This is a genomic window from Collinsella sp. AM28-11LB (genome assembly GCF_003469895.1).
In the GTDB taxonomy this organism is placed as follows: Bacteria; Actinomycetota; Coriobacteriia; order Coriobacteriales; family Coriobacteriaceae; genus Collinsella.
In genome coordinates, this window is the sequence record NZ_QSKJ01000009.1 from 45,441 (window position 1) to 60,149 (window position 14,709).

Genomic DNA, 14,709 nt, shown 5'->3' on the forward strand with positions numbered 1-14,709 from the left:
CCATGCTGATGAACAACGAAGAGTACAAGGACGCTTTTAATCACATCGTCCTTATCGTCAATCAGGCACGCGCCAACGCTGTGCAAAAAGCATCCTCCGAAATGGTGCGTATGTACTGGCTTATCGGCAATGAGGTTGTCGCGCGTTCCGAATGGGGCAACAAATTCATCGACACTCTTTCGCAAGACATCCGCTCCGCTTTCCCCGGAATCAAGGGCTTTTCTGTCCGCAGTCTCAAGTACATGGCAAAGTTTGCGCGCGAGGTTGACTCAGAATTGTGCAATGGCTATTGCACAATTCCCTGGGGACACATCGTGAAGCTCCTGGACAAGACTGAACCGGGCGCCCGTCGCGAATGGTATAGGAATGCCATTGTCGAAAATGGATGGTCGCAAGCCGTTCTCGACCATCAGATCGATTTAAAGCTCTATGAGCGTCAGGCGCTCGCGGGCAAGGCCACCAATTTTACGCGCACTCTGCCCGCGCCTGAAAGTGAGCTTGCTCAACAAGTGCTCAAAGATCCGTACGTTTTTGACTTCATCACTGCTAAACAAGGGCTAAAGGAACACGACATCGAAGAGCAGATGGTTTCCAATGTGACCAAGCTCTTGTTGGAGTTGGGAACAGGCTTTGCGTTTATGGGGAGGCAGTATCACCTAACGGTCGGCCAAGAGGACTTCTACATAGACTTATTGTTCTACAACGTCAAACTGCGAAGCTATGTGGTCATTGAGTTAAAGAACGAGAAGTTCAAACCGGAGTTTACCGGACAATTGAGCTTCTATGTTGCTGCCGTGGATGGTGAGCTTGCTAACGAAGGGGACAACCCCACGATTGGTCTTTTGCTTTGTAAAGAAAAAGATAATGTGGTGGCTGAATACTCGATCAGGGACATTGCAGCACCCATAGGCGTGAGTGAATATCGACTTGGGGATGTGCTGCCGGAGCAATACCTCGAATACCTACCGACGCCGGAAGACCTGCAGGCAAGAATCTAGGAGCTTGTCATGTCCAAGAACCGTTACTCCGAAGAAGAGGCTGTACAGAAACCAGCAGGCAATCTGCTCGCGACACTTGGGTGGGACGTCCATTACTGCTTCGATGAGGAAGTGCTTGGGCCGCATGGCACGCTTGGGCGTGAGAACTATCATGACGTGCTGCTTAGGCGCGATTTGGAAAGTGCACTGACCGAGCTTAACGAATGGATGGATGAAGCCGACGTCGCTGAAGCGATCAAAACGCTCGAGCATGCGTTTGTGGGGGATTCCCTGCTTCAGATCAACGAGGCCAAGTACCACATGCTGCGCGACGGCGTTCCCGTGCGCAAGCTAAACGCAGACGGCACACCCCGCACCGAGCTTGCGCAGGTGTTTGACTTCGAGCATCCCAAGATGAACCGCTTCGTGGCCGCAGAAGAGCTGTGGGTGCACGGCCCCCTGCACCGCCGGCGCTGCGATTTGGTGGGCTTCGTTAACGGCGTGCCCCTCGTGTTCATGGAGTTCAAGCGCCAGGACAAGGACGTGGAGCGCGCCTACCGCGACAATTATGCCGACTACCAGGATGCCATCCCGCAAATATTTCACTTCACAATCCCCTTCGTATCGTGTTCGTGTGTGCCATGTGGCTCACCGGCTTTGACGTGAAGCCCCTATCGGTGATGTACTTCGACAAGCCCATGAAGGCGCACGGCCTTATGCAGGCCATCGCGCGCGCCAATCGCGTGGCCGAGGGTAAGAGCAACGTCCTTATCGTGGACTACGTGGGCGTGGTGAAGGCGCTGCGGCAGGCACTGGCCGACTACACGCGCGATTTAGGTGACGACCGCGATCCGGCCGATGTAGTGGTGGATAAGGAGGAGCTTGTCAGGCGTATTGGGGAGCTGACGGGGCAGATCACTTCTTTTATGAGCGATCAGGGCTTTGAGTTGGAAACACTTCTCGCCGCAGACGGCTTTGGAAAGCTCGAGGCAATACAAGACGCCGCCGGTGCTATGAGCGCCACCGACGAGACCAAGAAGCGCTTTTGTATCATGTGCCGCATGCTCTTTAAGCTCTACCGCTTTGTGACCAGGAAAGAGGTGGGCGAAGACGTTGCCTGCCGGCGAGATGCGATGCGCGCAGTGTACAACCTAATGAACCAGCGTCGCGCTGCTGTCGATACCAGCGAGCTCATGCATCAGGTGCGCGACATCGTGAGCGCTCATATCGAGGTGAGCGAGGCGTCCGATCAGGCAAAGGAGCGTACCCGCTTTGATATAAGCGGCATCGACTTTGGGCGTCTGGGGCAGGAGTTTACCCGGGCCAAGCATAAGCATCTCATCATGGACAATTTACACCGTCGCGTAATTATCCTTTCCTGTTCGGGCGGAGAGCAAGTTCCCTCCCGGCGCGTCCTCGGACATGCAAGAATCCCTCGCTGCGCACTTCGTGCGGCGAGGGCTTCTTGCGTCCTGCGGAGTGCGCCGGGAGGGAACTTGCTCTCCGCCCTGCGGGAACGACGTTGTCGCAACAGGCAACAATTAATCTGAATAAAGATGGCGCCCGGCCTTTTGGCCGCGCGTTGTGCGTGGATACGAAAAGGGCCCAAGGTTTGTGCCTTGGGTCCCAAAGGGTTGATGAACTGGCTTAAGACTCTGCCTTGTTGTTTAGAACTTGACGGTCGGGGTCTGGCGGGCGGCCTCAGCTGCCTCGAAGCCCTGGCGCTCCTTAAACTGGAAGATGCCGGCAAAGATGACAGCCGGGAACGTCTGAATGGCGTTGTTGTAGCTGAGCACGCAGTCGTTGTAGCTCTGGCGTGCATAGCTAATCTTGTTCTCGGTATCCTCGAGCGACGCCTGCAGCTGCGTAAAGTTGGTGTTTGCCTTAAGGTCGGGATAGGCCTCGGCTACGGCGAAGAGCTGGCGCAGCGCACCGGTCAGCACGTTGTCGGCTTCCATCTTGGCCTCGGGCGTGGTGGCCTTGACGGCGGTGTTACGCGCGCTGATCACGGCGGAGAGCGTCTCCTGCTCGTGCTTGGCGTAGCCCTTGACGGTCTCGACTAGGTTGGGGATCAGGTCGTTGCGGCGCTGCAGCTGCGTATCGATGTTCTGCCATGCGTTATCGATGCGGTTGCGCTTGGTGACCATGTTGTTGTAGATGCCGGCGATGGCGCAGACAATCACAATAACAACAACGATGCCGATGATGACGGGAAGCATGATGTCTCCGTTTCGAATGGCCGCGGCGGCATGCGCCAGCTGCCGTTGGTATAACGCTACTAGTATACCCGCAACGTTTTGTCGTGCCGAACTTTCCGGTAAGCGTTATGTTTTCGGCGGGGTTGGCACCGGGGCAAAGCGCGCGAGGTACAGGTGTAAGATATGCGACAGATTGACGAGTGTTGTCTTTACCCTGAGGATGGCGATACCAGTGGACCTTCGCATTAAGAAAACCTACCGCGCCCTGTTCGATGCCTTCACCGAGCTTCTCGAGGAGCATCGATTTGAGGACCTGACGGTTGCCATGCTGTGCGACCGCGCCATGATTCGCCGCACGACGTTCTACAAGCACTTTCGCGACAAGAACGATTACTTTGCCTTTTATATCGATGAGCTTATGTCGGGTTTGCCGCAAAAACAGCCCGATGAGGCCGGCGCAGTGTCTGCCGAGGACGTGCGCGCGCTTCGGCACGCGATTTTGGACGATGCCATGGATTTGATTCTGGCGCACGAGCAGCTCATGGATAACATTTTGGCAAGCAGCATGTCGGGCATGCTGACCAACGTTATTTGCGACCGCATTGCCCGCTCCATCCGCGAGCGTGTGATGAACGTGCTTGCCGAGGATGCCCTGGCCCCCGTGTCGCTCGAGACGACGTCTGAGTTTGTCGCCGGCGGTATTATTCGACTTTTCACGATATGGTGGGAGTCGGGTCACGACCTCGAGCGTCGACCCGAGATGGCCGACGTGGTCGATGCGCTGTTCGAGCGAACCATGACGCCGGTGCATCACTAAAAGTGGCGGAGAGAGGGGGATTCGAACCCCCGGAACGCTCTCGCGCTCAACGGTTTTCAAGACCGCCGCATTCAACCGCTCTGCCATCTCTCCGTGAGTCGTAATGATAGCATCGTTTTGAATTTGCAACAGGGAAGGCGAACGATGACGATCACCGAAATCGACGAGAAGTTCATGCGCGAGGCGCTGGCGGAGGCTCGCGCCGCCGCTGCGGTGGGCGAGGTGCCCATTGGCGCTGTGGTGGTGCGCGCGGGTGAGATTGTCGCGCGGGCGCATAATCGTCGCGAGCTCGATCAGGACCCTTCGGCGCATGCAGAGTTCGCGGCCCTGTGCGCTGCCGCTCGGTCGCTCGGTCGCTGGCGCCTTTCCGACTGTACGGTCTACGTGACGCTTGAGCCCTGCTGCATGTGTGCGGGGCTTATGGTTAACGCGCGCGTAGGACGCTGCGTGTATGGCGCGGCTGATGCCAAGGCGGGCGCTCTGGGTTCGCTGTATGACCTGAATGCCGATTCGCGCCTGAATCATCGGTTTAACGTACATGCCGGCGTGCTGGCGGATGAGTGTTGTGAGGTGTTGAGCGACTATTTTAGTGGGCTGCGTGACGCCGATGGTGCTGGCTGCGGTTGCGGGGCCGATCTTGAGGCGCATGCCGCTCATGCTGAGGCGCTCGCGTGTGCCGAAGAGGATGCTGGCGCGGCGGTTGACTTTGGCCCCGCGTGCCGCCGGCCCCGCCGCGTGCTGCTGGCGATCGACTCCTTTAAGGGCAGTGTGTCGAGTGCGCAGGCAGAGGAGGCCGTTGCCGAAGGCGTGCGCCGCGTTTGGCCCGATGCCCAGGTGGCCGCGTTGCCGCTGGCAGATGGTGGCGAGGGAACGCTCGATGCTATCGCCGCATGCGGTGGTGAGCTCTCGACCTGCGAGGTGGCAGGTCCCTTGGGCGAACGCGTGTCTGCCCGGATGCTGGTGGACGGCGAGCGCGAGTCCGCGGTCATCGAGATGGCCGAGGCGGCCTGCATTGGGTACTCGCCTTGCACGGAGTCGTCGGCGCTGGTTGCTACAACCTATGGCGTGGGCGAGCTCATGCTTCGCGCAGTCCGTGCTGGGGCAAAGACTATCTATATTGGTCTGGGCGGCAGTGCCACCAACGACGGTGGCGCCGGCATGCTGCAGGCGCTGGGCGCGCGTCTTGTCGATGACCGTGGCTGCGATATCGCGCCGGGGCTCGCGGGCCTTGAACACGTGGCGAGTATCGATTTGGTACCGGCGCTACGGGCACTGAATGGCGCGCGTGTCGTGGTGCTTTCCGATGTCGAGAATCCGCTCGTGGGGCGTCGGGGCGCATTGGCGGTGTTCGGCGGACAGAAGGGTCTGCCGACGGGCGACGTCGAGGCACTGCGCAGGTGCGACAGCTGGATGGTCGGCTACGGCCGCTTGCTCGACGCTGCGATTGCCGGAGCTCGAGCCCAGGGGTTGTTGCGCACACCCGAGGGCGCACGGACATTTGGCTCGGTGCTCGGCGTGCCCGGCGCGGGCGCTGCCGGGGGCTTGAGCGCGGCGTTGCTGGCACTCGGTGCGGAGCTACGCTCGGGTGTGGAGACGGTGCTCGATCTCGTGGGGTTTGACGAGCGTGTACGCGATGTCGACCTGGTCATAACGGGCGAGGGCAATATGGACGAGCAATCCGCCGCCGGTAAGGCGCCGGTGGGCGTGGCCCGCCGTGCCAAGCGCTATGGCAAGCCGGTTGTTGCCGTCGTGGGCGGTCGTGCCGACAACCTGGATGCGGTGTACGAGCAGGGCATCGACCTTGTCCTGCCGATCTGTCGCAAGCCCATGGACCTGGAGCGGGCACTCGATCCGCAAGAAGCCGCAACCAACCTCATCTGCGCTGGCGAGTCTGCCGCGCGAGCCTACGACCTCGGCCGCCTCTAGAAAAGTAGTCATTTTGGGGCTTTTTTGACTACCCATCAGTTAAAAAGTAGTCAAAAAAGCCCCGTCCCAAATTGGCTGTCTTGCCCCATCGGGCGGGAGCGGGTAAGATATATCGAGCGCCTAGCGCGTTCGATGGGTTCGGATGACGACATGTTCCGAATCTGGTCAGGTCCGGAAGGAAGCAGCCATAAGGAGCCTCTGTCGGGCATCCGAATCCATCGAGCGCACGGGCTTTCTTTTTGCGCGGTTTTACCAAACCGCGCAATGCTCGACGCTGCGCGCCACCCAGAGCGACAATTTGTCATTCAAAAGGCAAGGCATGACCAGAAGGTCTATGCCTTGCCTTTTTCATGCCAACTTGTTCGCTCTGGATGGCGCTCGCTGACTGCGCCAAGACATCAATGGCTACGTGGTTCAAGAGACGGCGGCGTTGCCATCTGTTTTTACAAGTAAGGAGGCCCGTTTCTCTGGTTTTGGTTGGGGAAACGGGCCTCTTTGTCTATGGGCTTGTAGATTGGTGGGAGCGATATGCTCTGGCAGCTATTTTGAGTTCTTGATGCGGCGTGTGGCTGCGGTGGTTATTCCGAGTCCTGCGGCGGTGATTCCTGCGAGTGCGATTGCGCTCGGTGCTGTGTCGCCCGTGTTCGCGAGCTTGCCGGCGGTCGTATCTGCTTGCTTGGTGGAGCTCGATGGAGCGTATTTGCCGGTCGCGGGCGAGCTGGCGGGCTGTGCCGTTTCGGCCGGCTGCGCTGAGCTGGAGGGTTTTGTCGTCTCGGCGGGTTTCGTTATCTCGGGCGAGGTGGCCTTGTCTGCCGCGGCTTTCGCCTCTTCGTATGCTTTGCAGGCGTCGTCATAGGCCGTTTGCGCCTTTTCCAAATCGCCGAGGAGTGCATTTCGCTTGGCTATGTCCTCGTCGATGTGGGCTTTAGCTTCCTCTGCCTCACTTTCGAAATACTGAACCTGTTTTTCCTGGCTTTCGAGCCGGCGTTGGTAGCGGTGAAGATCATCTTCACAAGATTCTTCTCGCCTTTCTGCCGCCATGATCTCACTGCGCAACTGCTTAATATGCTCCTTAATAGCTGTGCTGGGCGCCTCGTCGCCGAGCTCCTTGAGTACCTTATCTAATTCTGCCTGAAGGCCGCTTGTCCGGTTGTGGGCCTCATCGTATTTGGCTTGGGCTGCATCGACGTTCGCTTGCATGGCGGGAAGGGGTTCCCTCCGTTTGGCGGCTTCCGTCACCACCATGTCGTGGATCTCTTGAAAACTGGCAATGTCATCATCGATTTCCGCAAGTTTCTCGGGACTTGCGGCGTCTTTTGCGGCTTCGAGGTTTTTGAGCGCTTCCTGCATGGCTGCATACGCTTTTTCTTTTGCGGCGGCCGCGTCTTCCGTCTGCAAGGCAACTGCACCGGTGGGGGAGCTGGTTTCCGCCGCGATCGCCGTTGCAGGGGCGATTCCCGCGATAAGTGCCGCGGAAAGGGCGATGCCCAAGGTTGTTCGTCTTGCTCTTCTCGCGAGAATGTCGTTCATCTCGGCACCTCATTTCAAGGGTCGGCGACTAACTTGGTAGCACTAATGTAAGTAAACCAAGCGATTGGCCCGCCACTGGCTGGGTGTGCGCGTATGCTCCTCTGAAAACTGAATCCCGTTAGAAATGACGAGTTGTTTACGCTTCTTTTGGGGTGGCGGTACTATCATGGTTCGAATTGAATGTGGATGATGATAGGGAGCGCCTATACATGATTGAGTTGCTCAGGCGTTTTGGTGGTAAGTTTCGCCGATATATGGTGATCGGCCCTGCGTGCAAGTTGATCGAAGTGATCTTTGACCTGCTGACGCCGCTGGTGATTGCCCAGATGATCGATAAGGGCATTGGCTCGCACGACGTGAATGCCGTTATCCACTACGGCATGGTACTTGGCGCCATGGCTGTGATCGGCATCTCGTTTACGCTCGTCTGCCAAAAGATGGCGGCGCTCACCTCACAGGGCATGGGCACCGATATCCGTGGTGCGCTCTACGAGCACATCAACAAGCTGAGCTATGCCGAACTCGACCGCTTCGGCACGCCGTCGCTCATCACGCGCATTACCAACGACGTCAACCAAGTTCAGCTCGCCGTGGCGCTGGGCGTGCGTATGCTCATCCGCTGGCCTTTCTTGGCGGTGGGCTCTATGTGCGCGGCCCTCGCCATCGACCTTAAGCTTGGCGTGATTTTCTTGATTTGCACACCCGCCATTGGCCTGGTGTTTTGGTTTGTCATGGCGCGCTGCATTCCCTACTACAAGCAGCTGCAGGCAAAGCTCGATCGCATCGCGCTTATCTGCCGCGAAGGTCTTTCGGGCGTCCGCGTGGTTCGCGCCTTCGTGCGCGAGGACCACGAGCGTGAGCGCTTTGCCCAAGCCGCCGATGACCAGGCCAATACTGCCATCGCGGTGGGCAAGCTCTCATCGATTCTCAACCCCGTCACGTTTTTGGTGATGAACCTAGGCGTGTGCGCCATCCTGTGGGTGGGTGGCATCCAGGTCAACGTGGGTGAGCTCACGCAGGGCCAGGTCATGGCGTTTGTGAACTACATGACGCAGACCCTCACCTCCATCGTGTATGTCGCCAACCTGGTCGTGGTCTTTACCAAGGCGAGCGCCAGTGCGTCACGTATCAACGAGGTGCTCAATTGCGTGCCGAGCATCACGGACGGGGACAACCAGCAGGTCGCGCTGCCCAGGCCGGGTGACCTGGCAAGTGGCGCCCCGGCCCCCGCACTGAGCTTTGACCATGCGAGTTTTTCGTTTGGCGCGGGCGCGGCAAATGCCGTCGACGATGTGACCCTGGAGCTGCCGCTGGGCAAGACGCTCGGAATCATCGGCGGCACGGGCAGCGGCAAGTCCACGCTCGTCTCGCTTATTCCGCGCCTGTATGATGCGGGCACCGGCAGTGTGAGCGTGATGGGTACCGACGTGCGCACTTGGCCGCTCGATCAGCTGCGCCATGTGGTTGCGACCGTACCGCAGCGCGCGTCGCTGGTGAGCGGCACCATCCGCAGCAACCTGACCTGGCGCGACGAGGCGGCAACCGACGAGGAGCTCTGGGCGGCGCTCGATATGGCGCAGGCCAGCGAGTTCGTGCGCAACAAGCTGCAGGGGCTCGATGCCCCGGTCGAGGCGGGCGGCAAGAACTTTAGTGGTGGCCAGCGCCAGCGCCTGACCATCGCGCGCGCCCTGGTGGGTTCGCCACAGGTCCTGATCATGGACGATTCCGCCTCGGCGCTCGATTTTAAGACCGACGCGGCGCTTCGCCATGCCATTCGCGAGCGCAGCGTGCGCGGTGCCGCCGAGGGCGGGCTGCCGCTGACGACCGTCATCGTAAGCCAGCGCGTCTCGACCGTGCGCGACGCCGACATGATCTGCGTACTCGACCACGGCTCGGTCGCGGGTCTGGGCACGCATGACGAGCTGTATGCAAGCTGCCAGCTCTATCGCGAGATTTGCCAGTCGCAGCTGCGCCGCGAGGAGCTCGAGGGCCAGCAGAGGAGTGCGGCGCCCACGTCCGCCCCAACCGTTCCCGCATCCGTCTGCGCAAAGGAGGGCTGCTAGATGAATCCGTATACTTCTTCCGGTTCGGTCGCCACGATGACGGCCAATGTGTCCGGCAACGACAAGCTCAACGACCTGGGTGACGGCCCGCGCCAGCCCGGCGACCCTGAGCGCTATCCCGTGGGCGCGGTGACCCGTCGCCTGATGGGTTATGTTCGCCCGCACCGCGTCTCGTTTGCGGCGTCGTTTGTGAGTGCCGCCATTTCCGTTATCTTGCAGCTCTACACACCTATTCTCATTGGCGAGGGCATCGACCTGATTGTTGCCGCGGGCCAGGTGGATTTCGACGCACTGCTGCCGCTCGTCACCAAACTCGCGCTCGTCGTGGTGGGAGCCGCGGCCTTCCAGTGGCTGCAGGGCTACTGCGTTAACCGCCTATCCTACGAGACGGTGCGTGACATGCGCGTGGAGGCGAGTGATAAGCTCAGCCGCATGCCGCTCGGCTTTATCGACAGCCATGCCCACGGCGACCTTATGAGCCGCGTGGTCAACGACGTCGACCAGGTTGGCGACGGTCTGCTGCAGGGCTTTACCCAGCTCTTTACCGGCGTCATCACCATCGTGGGCACGCTTGCGTTTATGCTCTCCATTAACCTGACCATGACGCTCGTGGTGGTGCTCGTCACGCCGCTTTCCATCTTTGCCGCCGGCGCCATCGCCAAGCTCTCCAACAAGAGCTTTACGGCTCAACAGCGCATTCAGGGTCAGCTTGGCGGTCATATCGAGGAATACGTGGGTGAGCAGAAGCTTGTCGACGCCTTTGCCTATGGTCCCAACGTCCAGCAGCGCTTCGATGCCCTCAATGCCGAGCTTTACACCGCGGGCGAGCGCGCGCAGTTTATGGGTTCGCTCTCCAACCCCGGCACGCGCTTTATCAACAACATCATCTATGCCGTGGTCGCTGTGATCGGCTGCGTGGGCGTGATCACGGGCGTGCCGGCGGCGCTTACGGTGGGCGGCGTGCAGATCTTCTTGTCCTATGCCAACCAGTACACCAAGCCGTTCAACGAGGTCACCAACGTCATTACGCAGATCCAGACCGCGTACGCCTCGGCGCGCCGCATGTTCGCGCTGCTCGACGCTCGCGAGCAAGAGCCCGATGCGCCAGATGCCGTGGAGCTTGCCGCCCCGCAGGGCGAGGTCGCCTTTGAGCATGTGGACTTTAGCTATGTGCCCGATCGCAAGCTGCTGCAGGATATTTGCATCGAGGCCAAGCCCGGCATGCGCTTTGCCCTGGTCGGTCCCACGGGCTGCGGCAAGACGACGCTCATCAACCTGCTGCTGCGGTTTTACGATATCGATGCCGGACGCATCATGGTCGATGGCCGGTCTTCGCGTGACTACACGCGCGCAAGCCTGCGCCGCGCCTTTGGTATGGTGCTGCAAGATACGTGGCTGTTCGAGGGCACGGTGGCGGACAACATCGCTTACGGTTGCCCAGGAGCCACGCGCGAGCAGGTCATCGAAGCCGCCAAGCGCGCGCACGCGCACAAGTTTATCGTGCAGCTGCCAGGCGGCTACGACACGGTAATCGGCGAGGACGGCGGCACGTTTAGCCAGGGTCAAAAGCAGCTGCTGTGCATCGCGCGCGTCATGCTCACCGACCCGGCGATCTTGCTGCTGGACGAGGCAACGTCGAGCATCGATACGCGTACCGAGCTGCAGGTGCAGGCGGCATTCGACGAGCTTATGGCAGGTCGCACAAGCTTTGTCGTGGCGCACCGCCTGAGCACCATCCGCAACGCCGACTGCATTCTGGTGATGCGCGACGGCCAGATTATCGAGCGGGGCACACACGACGAGCTGCTGGCGGCAGACGGCTTCTACGCCGAGCTCTACCGCAGCCAATTCGCCCAGTGAGCAAGCCCGTGGGGCGAATTAATCAATCGACAGACGGTGGTTTACATCTGTCACGTTAGTACTAAGATATTCATCTAATAAATTGCATTAATGGCTCGAGTTTCGGGGGAAACGAGGCAACGTGACTACGACGTGCTCTTTGGTGGTTAACAGCAAGAGCGGTAATACCAGGATGGTTTCGGGTGCGATCAAGCGCACTCTGCAGGCTGCGGGCGTTGAGTTTGTCCACGCTGCGGCGTTGAGCGACGATGCGGACGCAGATCAGGTTGAGCTCGAGGCGCAGGGCGCCTGCGCGGCCGACACGGTGCTCGTCGGTTTTTGGTGCGACAAGGGCGCGTGCACGCCTTCGGTCGCGGCGTTGCTCTCCGCCTTGCACGGTAAGCGCGTCTTCCTGTTTGGCACCTGCGGTTTTGGCGCCGACCAGAGCTATTACCAGCAGATTATTGATCGCGTAACTTCCAATTTGGCTGGGGATGCCGAGCTTGCGGGCTGGGCGATGTGCCAGGGCAAGATGGGCCCCGCGGTCAAGCAGCGCTACGAGGCCATGCTCGAGCAAGATCCCGATAACGTCCGATTTAAGATGCTGCTCGACAACTGGGTTGCCGCGAAGGACCATCCCACCAAGGAAGACCTGGACAACATGGCTGCAGCCGCCAAGAAGGCCGTGCTGGGAGAGTAGCTTCGCCGTTCGCGGTCCTTCGTGCAAAACAATACAAATGTGAAAGCCTCGAGATTCTCGAGGCTTTTTTCTTGACACTTGTGGACGCAACCACTGCAAGCGTTTGGGGCGACATTTTCCATCACCCCGATGACAAGCCGCGTTCCAGCAACAGGGCGTCTGTCCGGGCGGAGGCATATAAGGTTCATCGCGAGTTCCGCACGCAAAGGAGGCCACTTAATGTGGCCTCCGTCTTGCGCAGGACTGTCCGAGCAGGGAACCTTATATGCCTCCGTCCGGACAGACGTTTCAGTTATGAGCGACCCGCTACTTAATCTTGGTTGTTCCCGGTGCCAGGTTGGGGTCGGTCTCGTTGGCCTCGGTCTGGAAGTGCTCGGTGTACACGTTCTTGCCGTCGCGGAACATCTCGTAGTACTGCATCTTCGCGTAATCCTCGCGCGCCTTGGTGGCGGCTGCGGCAGCGGCGTCGTCACCGGTGACGTTGGAGGAAAGCGCCCAACGCAGGCTGGCGTCCTCGTAGCCCACGGAGTTGATAGCGGGCAGCGACTCGCGCAGCGTCATGTGCGCCTTCTGGTAGTCGGTCAGCGGGGCGCCGATCAGCTGCATCAGCTGGGTAGACAGGTAGTTGGTGGACAGGTCGTCGACCTCGCTCGTCTGGTCGCAGCCGGCAACGTCGTAGTTGGCCCAAATGATGTAATCGGTCTGCCACAAGCGCTCCTGGTGCGTGGCGTCGTCCTCGTCGGTAAACCACTTATCGTTGAACTTGGACGGGAAGAACGGCTGATGGTCGCCCCAGAACACCACGACCACCTTGCGGTCGAGCTTGCTCAAGGCGTTAAGGAAGTAGCGCAGCGCCTGGTCGGACTGCTCAATGCACGAAACATACTCGTCGACATCGGAGAGCGTACCGTCCTCGACGGTCTTGGTGTCCAGGTCGGTCGTGTCGATGTTCAGGTGCAGCTGCTTGTCGACCGGCAGCAGGCCCGTGTCGTAGCCCGAGTGGTTCTGCATGGTCACGTCGAAGATAAACTGCGGATCGGCGTTCTGGTCGAGCAGCTCAAGAATCTTGTCGTAGGTAGCCTGGTCGGTCACCATGCCGCGTAGGGTATCGGCGCCCTGGAAGTCGTTGATGGACAGGAACTGGTCAAAGCCAAAGTCCTTGTAGACGTTCTCGCGGTTCCAGTTAGTCGCGTGGTTGGGGTGCATGGCCGTGGTGGAATATCCGAGCGACTTGAACTGCTCTGCCAGGTTCCCAGTCGTTTCCATGTTGTAGATGGTGTAGGGGTACACGCCCGAGCCCAGGTTGGCCATGGAGTTGCCGGTCATAAACTCAAACTCGGTATTGGCGGTACCGCCGCCGTAGGCGCTTACATAGAGCTTGCCGCGGCTGAGGCAGTTGGACAGGCTCTTAAAGTACTGCGGACCCTCGTAGCCGGCGCGCATGTTCTGATAGATCGACAGGTCCGAGAAGGTCTCGTTCATGATGGCGATGACCGTGGGCTTCTCGCTGTCGAACTGCTCCTCTGCGGCGGCGCGCTCGTCGCTCTTGGCCGCGTTGGACTTGTCGTAGGCCTTGGCGTACTTTTTGAGCGTGGCCTTGGCATCGTCGACGGAGTAGTCGGCGGGTTTGGGCGGCTTAATGGACTGTGCCGCACTAATAAAGGCAGGCAGGTAGCCCTCGCGCCAGTAGCTCTCGAGCGGGCGCCAGGTGTAGACGGTGATGCCGAGGGTGTTGTAGTAGTCGATGAGCGTGACGTGTGCGGTCGCGCCGCCCAGGCACAGTACCGCCACGAGCAGGTTGGTGAGCAGCATGCGCTTGGCGTTGGCGGCACCCTTCTGACGGTGCGGTGCCACCAGGCCGGCGTACTCGCATAGCAGCATGGCGATGGCGGTAAAGCCCATGGACAGCACGCAGAACAGCGAGATGGAGAAGGTGTAGCCGTTGCCGGCGACTGCGGCGGCAGTGGAGATGGCCGAAAGGTCGCCCGGCTGGATGGGCATGGATTTAAACGTGATGACGAAGAACTCGGCAATGCCCAGGATAAAGAGGGCAAAGGCCAGGACGGCCGGAGCTGCGCCATGGCGCTGGAACAGGAAGAACAGGCCGACCATGAGCACGGTGATGATGGCCCACTCGAGCAGGATGCATAGGGGGTAGACCCAGGTAAAGTCGTGGTTGGACGAGACCTCCATGCCCAGCAGCGCAAAGACGCCGGCGAGCAGCAGGCACAGGACGGCGGCGACGAGCGGTTTGCCCACAAAGGCGCCGCGCAGGCGGGCGAGCTTGCCGGTGGGGGCGGGGGCGTCGGGCCCGGCGAACGCAAAGACGCGCGGGGCGATGCGGTCGCGGGCGATGCTGGCCCAGGCGCAGCCGGTAAGGATGGCGTTGGTCAGGATGAGCATCACAAAGGCGAGCGGCTCGTTTTGGGCGACGAGGCCAATGGCGCCCCAAATGGTCAAAAAGAGCTGGAACAGGCCGAAGACGCCGCTCCACCCAAGAGCGCTTTTGGCAACGGTGCCCGACTGAGCGCGAATGGCCTTGGCCTCGCGCAAGACAAGGTAGATGGTCGCCGCAAGACCGACGAGCGAGATGGCGGCTGCGAACATGCTGAGACTCCTCACAAACTTAAAACCTACGAAAGCGGGGGTTTACCCGATT

At 60.0% G+C, this 14,709-nt stretch carries 11 protein-coding genes, 1 tRNA gene and 1 other RNA gene; 9 read left to right on the plus strand and 4 right to left on the minus strand.

The features are described from left to right. Positions 1 to 2: 2 nt before the first annotated feature. Genes DW732_RS07580 through DW732_RS07590 form a run of 3 tightly spaced genes read left to right on the plus strand, consistent with a single transcriptional unit; the run spans position 3 to position 2,527 of the window. A complete protein-coding gene (locus DW732_RS07580) occupies positions 3 to 998 on the plus strand; it encodes a YhcG family protein (RefSeq protein ID WP_118099211.1) in 996 nt (331 codons plus the stop codon). A 9-nt stretch (positions 999 to 1,007) separates the two neighbouring features. Then, positions 1,008 to 1,643, plus strand: coding sequence for a type I restriction endonuclease (locus DW732_RS07585; protein ID WP_118099233.1), 636 nt, complete (start codon positions 1,008 to 1,010; stop codon positions 1,641 to 1,643). After that, positions 1,604 to 2,527, plus strand: a complete 924-nt coding sequence (locus DW732_RS07590) for a type I restriction enzyme endonuclease domain-containing protein (RefSeq protein WP_233539400.1) — start codon at positions 1,604 to 1,606, stop codon at positions 2,525 to 2,527. Before DW732_RS07585 ends, DW732_RS07590 begins: the two co-directional genes overlap by 40 nt. A 117-nt stretch (positions 2,528 to 2,644) precedes the next feature. Here the strand turns inward: DW732_RS07590 and DW732_RS07595 are convergent, their stop codons facing one another. Further along, positions 2,645 to 3,196, minus strand: a complete 552-nt coding sequence (locus DW732_RS07595; protein WP_199406608.1) for a LemA family protein — start codon at positions 3,194 to 3,196, stop codon at positions 2,645 to 2,647. Positions 3,197 to 3,395: 199 nt separating this feature from the next. On the opposite strand from DW732_RS07595, the gene DW732_RS07600 reads away from it, so the two are divergent. Further along, positions 3,396 to 3,992, plus strand: coding sequence for a TetR/AcrR family transcriptional regulator (locus DW732_RS07600; protein ID WP_158551327.1), 597 nt, complete (start codon positions 3,396 to 3,398; stop codon positions 3,990 to 3,992). Between the two features lie 3 nt (positions 3,993 to 3,995). On the opposite strand, the gene DW732_RS07605 is transcribed toward DW732_RS07600, so the two are convergent. Next, a tRNA-Ser gene (locus DW732_RS07605) sits at positions 3,996 to 4,085 on the minus strand. A 51-nt stretch (positions 4,086 to 4,136) separates the two neighbouring features. On the opposite strand from DW732_RS07605, the gene tadA reads away from it, so the two are divergent. Together tadA and ffs are read left to right on the plus strand one after the other, a co-directional pair. Further along, complete coding sequence (tadA, locus tag DW732_RS07610; protein WP_118099213.1) at positions 4,137 to 5,918, plus strand: tRNA adenosine(34) deaminase TadA; 1,782 nt, start codon at positions 4,137 to 4,139, stop codon at positions 5,916 to 5,918. Positions 5,919 to 6,047: 129 nt separating this feature from the next. Then, positions 6,048 to 6,143, plus strand: an RNA gene (gene ffs / locus DW732_RS07615) — signal recognition particle sRNA small type. A 315-nt stretch (positions 6,144 to 6,458) separates the two neighbouring features. On the opposite strand, the gene DW732_RS07620 is transcribed toward ffs, so the two are convergent. Continuing rightward, positions 6,459 to 7,448 (minus strand): LPXTG cell wall anchor domain-containing protein, encoded by a 990-nt coding sequence (locus DW732_RS07620; protein ID WP_118099214.1) that lies wholly within the window; start codon positions 7,446 to 7,448, stop codon positions 6,459 to 6,461. 209 nt (positions 7,449 to 7,657) lie between these two features. Here DW732_RS07620 and DW732_RS07625 point away from each other — a divergent pair, with 209 nt between their 5' ends. From DW732_RS07625 to bilS, 3 genes are all read left to right on the plus strand, one after another. Next, positions 7,658 to 9,511, plus strand: coding sequence for an ABC transporter ATP-binding protein (locus DW732_RS07625; protein ID WP_118099215.1), 1,854 nt, complete (start codon positions 7,658 to 7,660; stop codon positions 9,509 to 9,511). Continuing rightward, entirely contained in the window at positions 9,512 to 11,371 is a 1,860-nt protein-coding gene (locus DW732_RS07630; RefSeq protein WP_118099216.1) for an ABC transporter ATP-binding protein, read from the plus strand. It begins immediately after the preceding gene. Between the two features lie 142 nt (positions 11,372 to 11,513). Further along, the gene (gene bilS, locus DW732_RS07635) at positions 11,514 to 12,050 is read left to right on the plus strand and encodes a flavodoxin family protein BilS (RefSeq protein ID WP_233539401.1); all 537 of its coding nucleotides are present in this window, start codon (positions 11,514 to 11,516) and stop codon (positions 12,048 to 12,050) included. 306 nt (positions 12,051 to 12,356) lie between these two features. Here the strand turns inward: bilS and DW732_RS07640 are convergent, their stop codons facing one another. Then, entirely contained in the window at positions 12,357 to 14,657 is a 2,301-nt protein-coding gene (locus DW732_RS07640; RefSeq protein ID WP_118099217.1) for an LTA synthase family protein, read from the minus strand. Positions 14,658 to 14,709: the final 52 nt, after the last annotated feature.

Excerpts from the sequence above, each read along its gene's own strand:
- DW732_RS07630 (WP_118099216.1), top strand. The coding sequence starts at position 9,512 with ATGAATCCGTATACTTCTTCCGGTTCGGTCGCCACGATGACGGCCAAT.
- tadA (WP_118099213.1), top strand. The coding sequence starts at position 4,137 with ATGACGATCACCGAAATCGACGAGAAGTTCATGCGCGAGGCGCTGGCG.
- DW732_RS07625 (WP_118099215.1), top strand. The coding sequence starts at position 7,658 with ATGATTGAGTTGCTCAGGCGTTTTGGTGGTAAGTTTCGCCGATATATG.
- DW732_RS07580 (WP_118099211.1), top strand. The coding sequence starts at position 3 with ATGCTGATGAACAACGAAGAGTACAAGGACGCTTTTAATCACATCGTC.
- DW732_RS07595 (WP_199406608.1), bottom strand. The coding sequence starts at position 3,196 with ATGCTTCCCGTCATCATCGGCATCGTTGTTGTTATTGTGATTGTCTGC.
- DW732_RS07620 (WP_118099214.1), bottom strand. The coding sequence starts at position 7,448 with ATGAACGACATTCTCGCGAGAAGAGCAAGACGAACAACCTTGGGCATC.
- DW732_RS07600 (WP_158551327.1), top strand. The coding sequence starts at position 3,396 with ATGGCGATACCAGTGGACCTTCGCATTAAGAAAACCTACCGCGCCCTG.
- DW732_RS07640 (WP_118099217.1), bottom strand. The coding sequence starts at position 14,657 with ATGTTCGCAGCCGCCATCTCGCTCGTCGGTCTTGCGGCGACCATCTAC.
- DW732_RS07585 (WP_118099233.1), top strand. The coding sequence starts at position 1,008 with ATGTCCAAGAACCGTTACTCCGAAGAAGAGGCTGTACAGAAACCAGCA.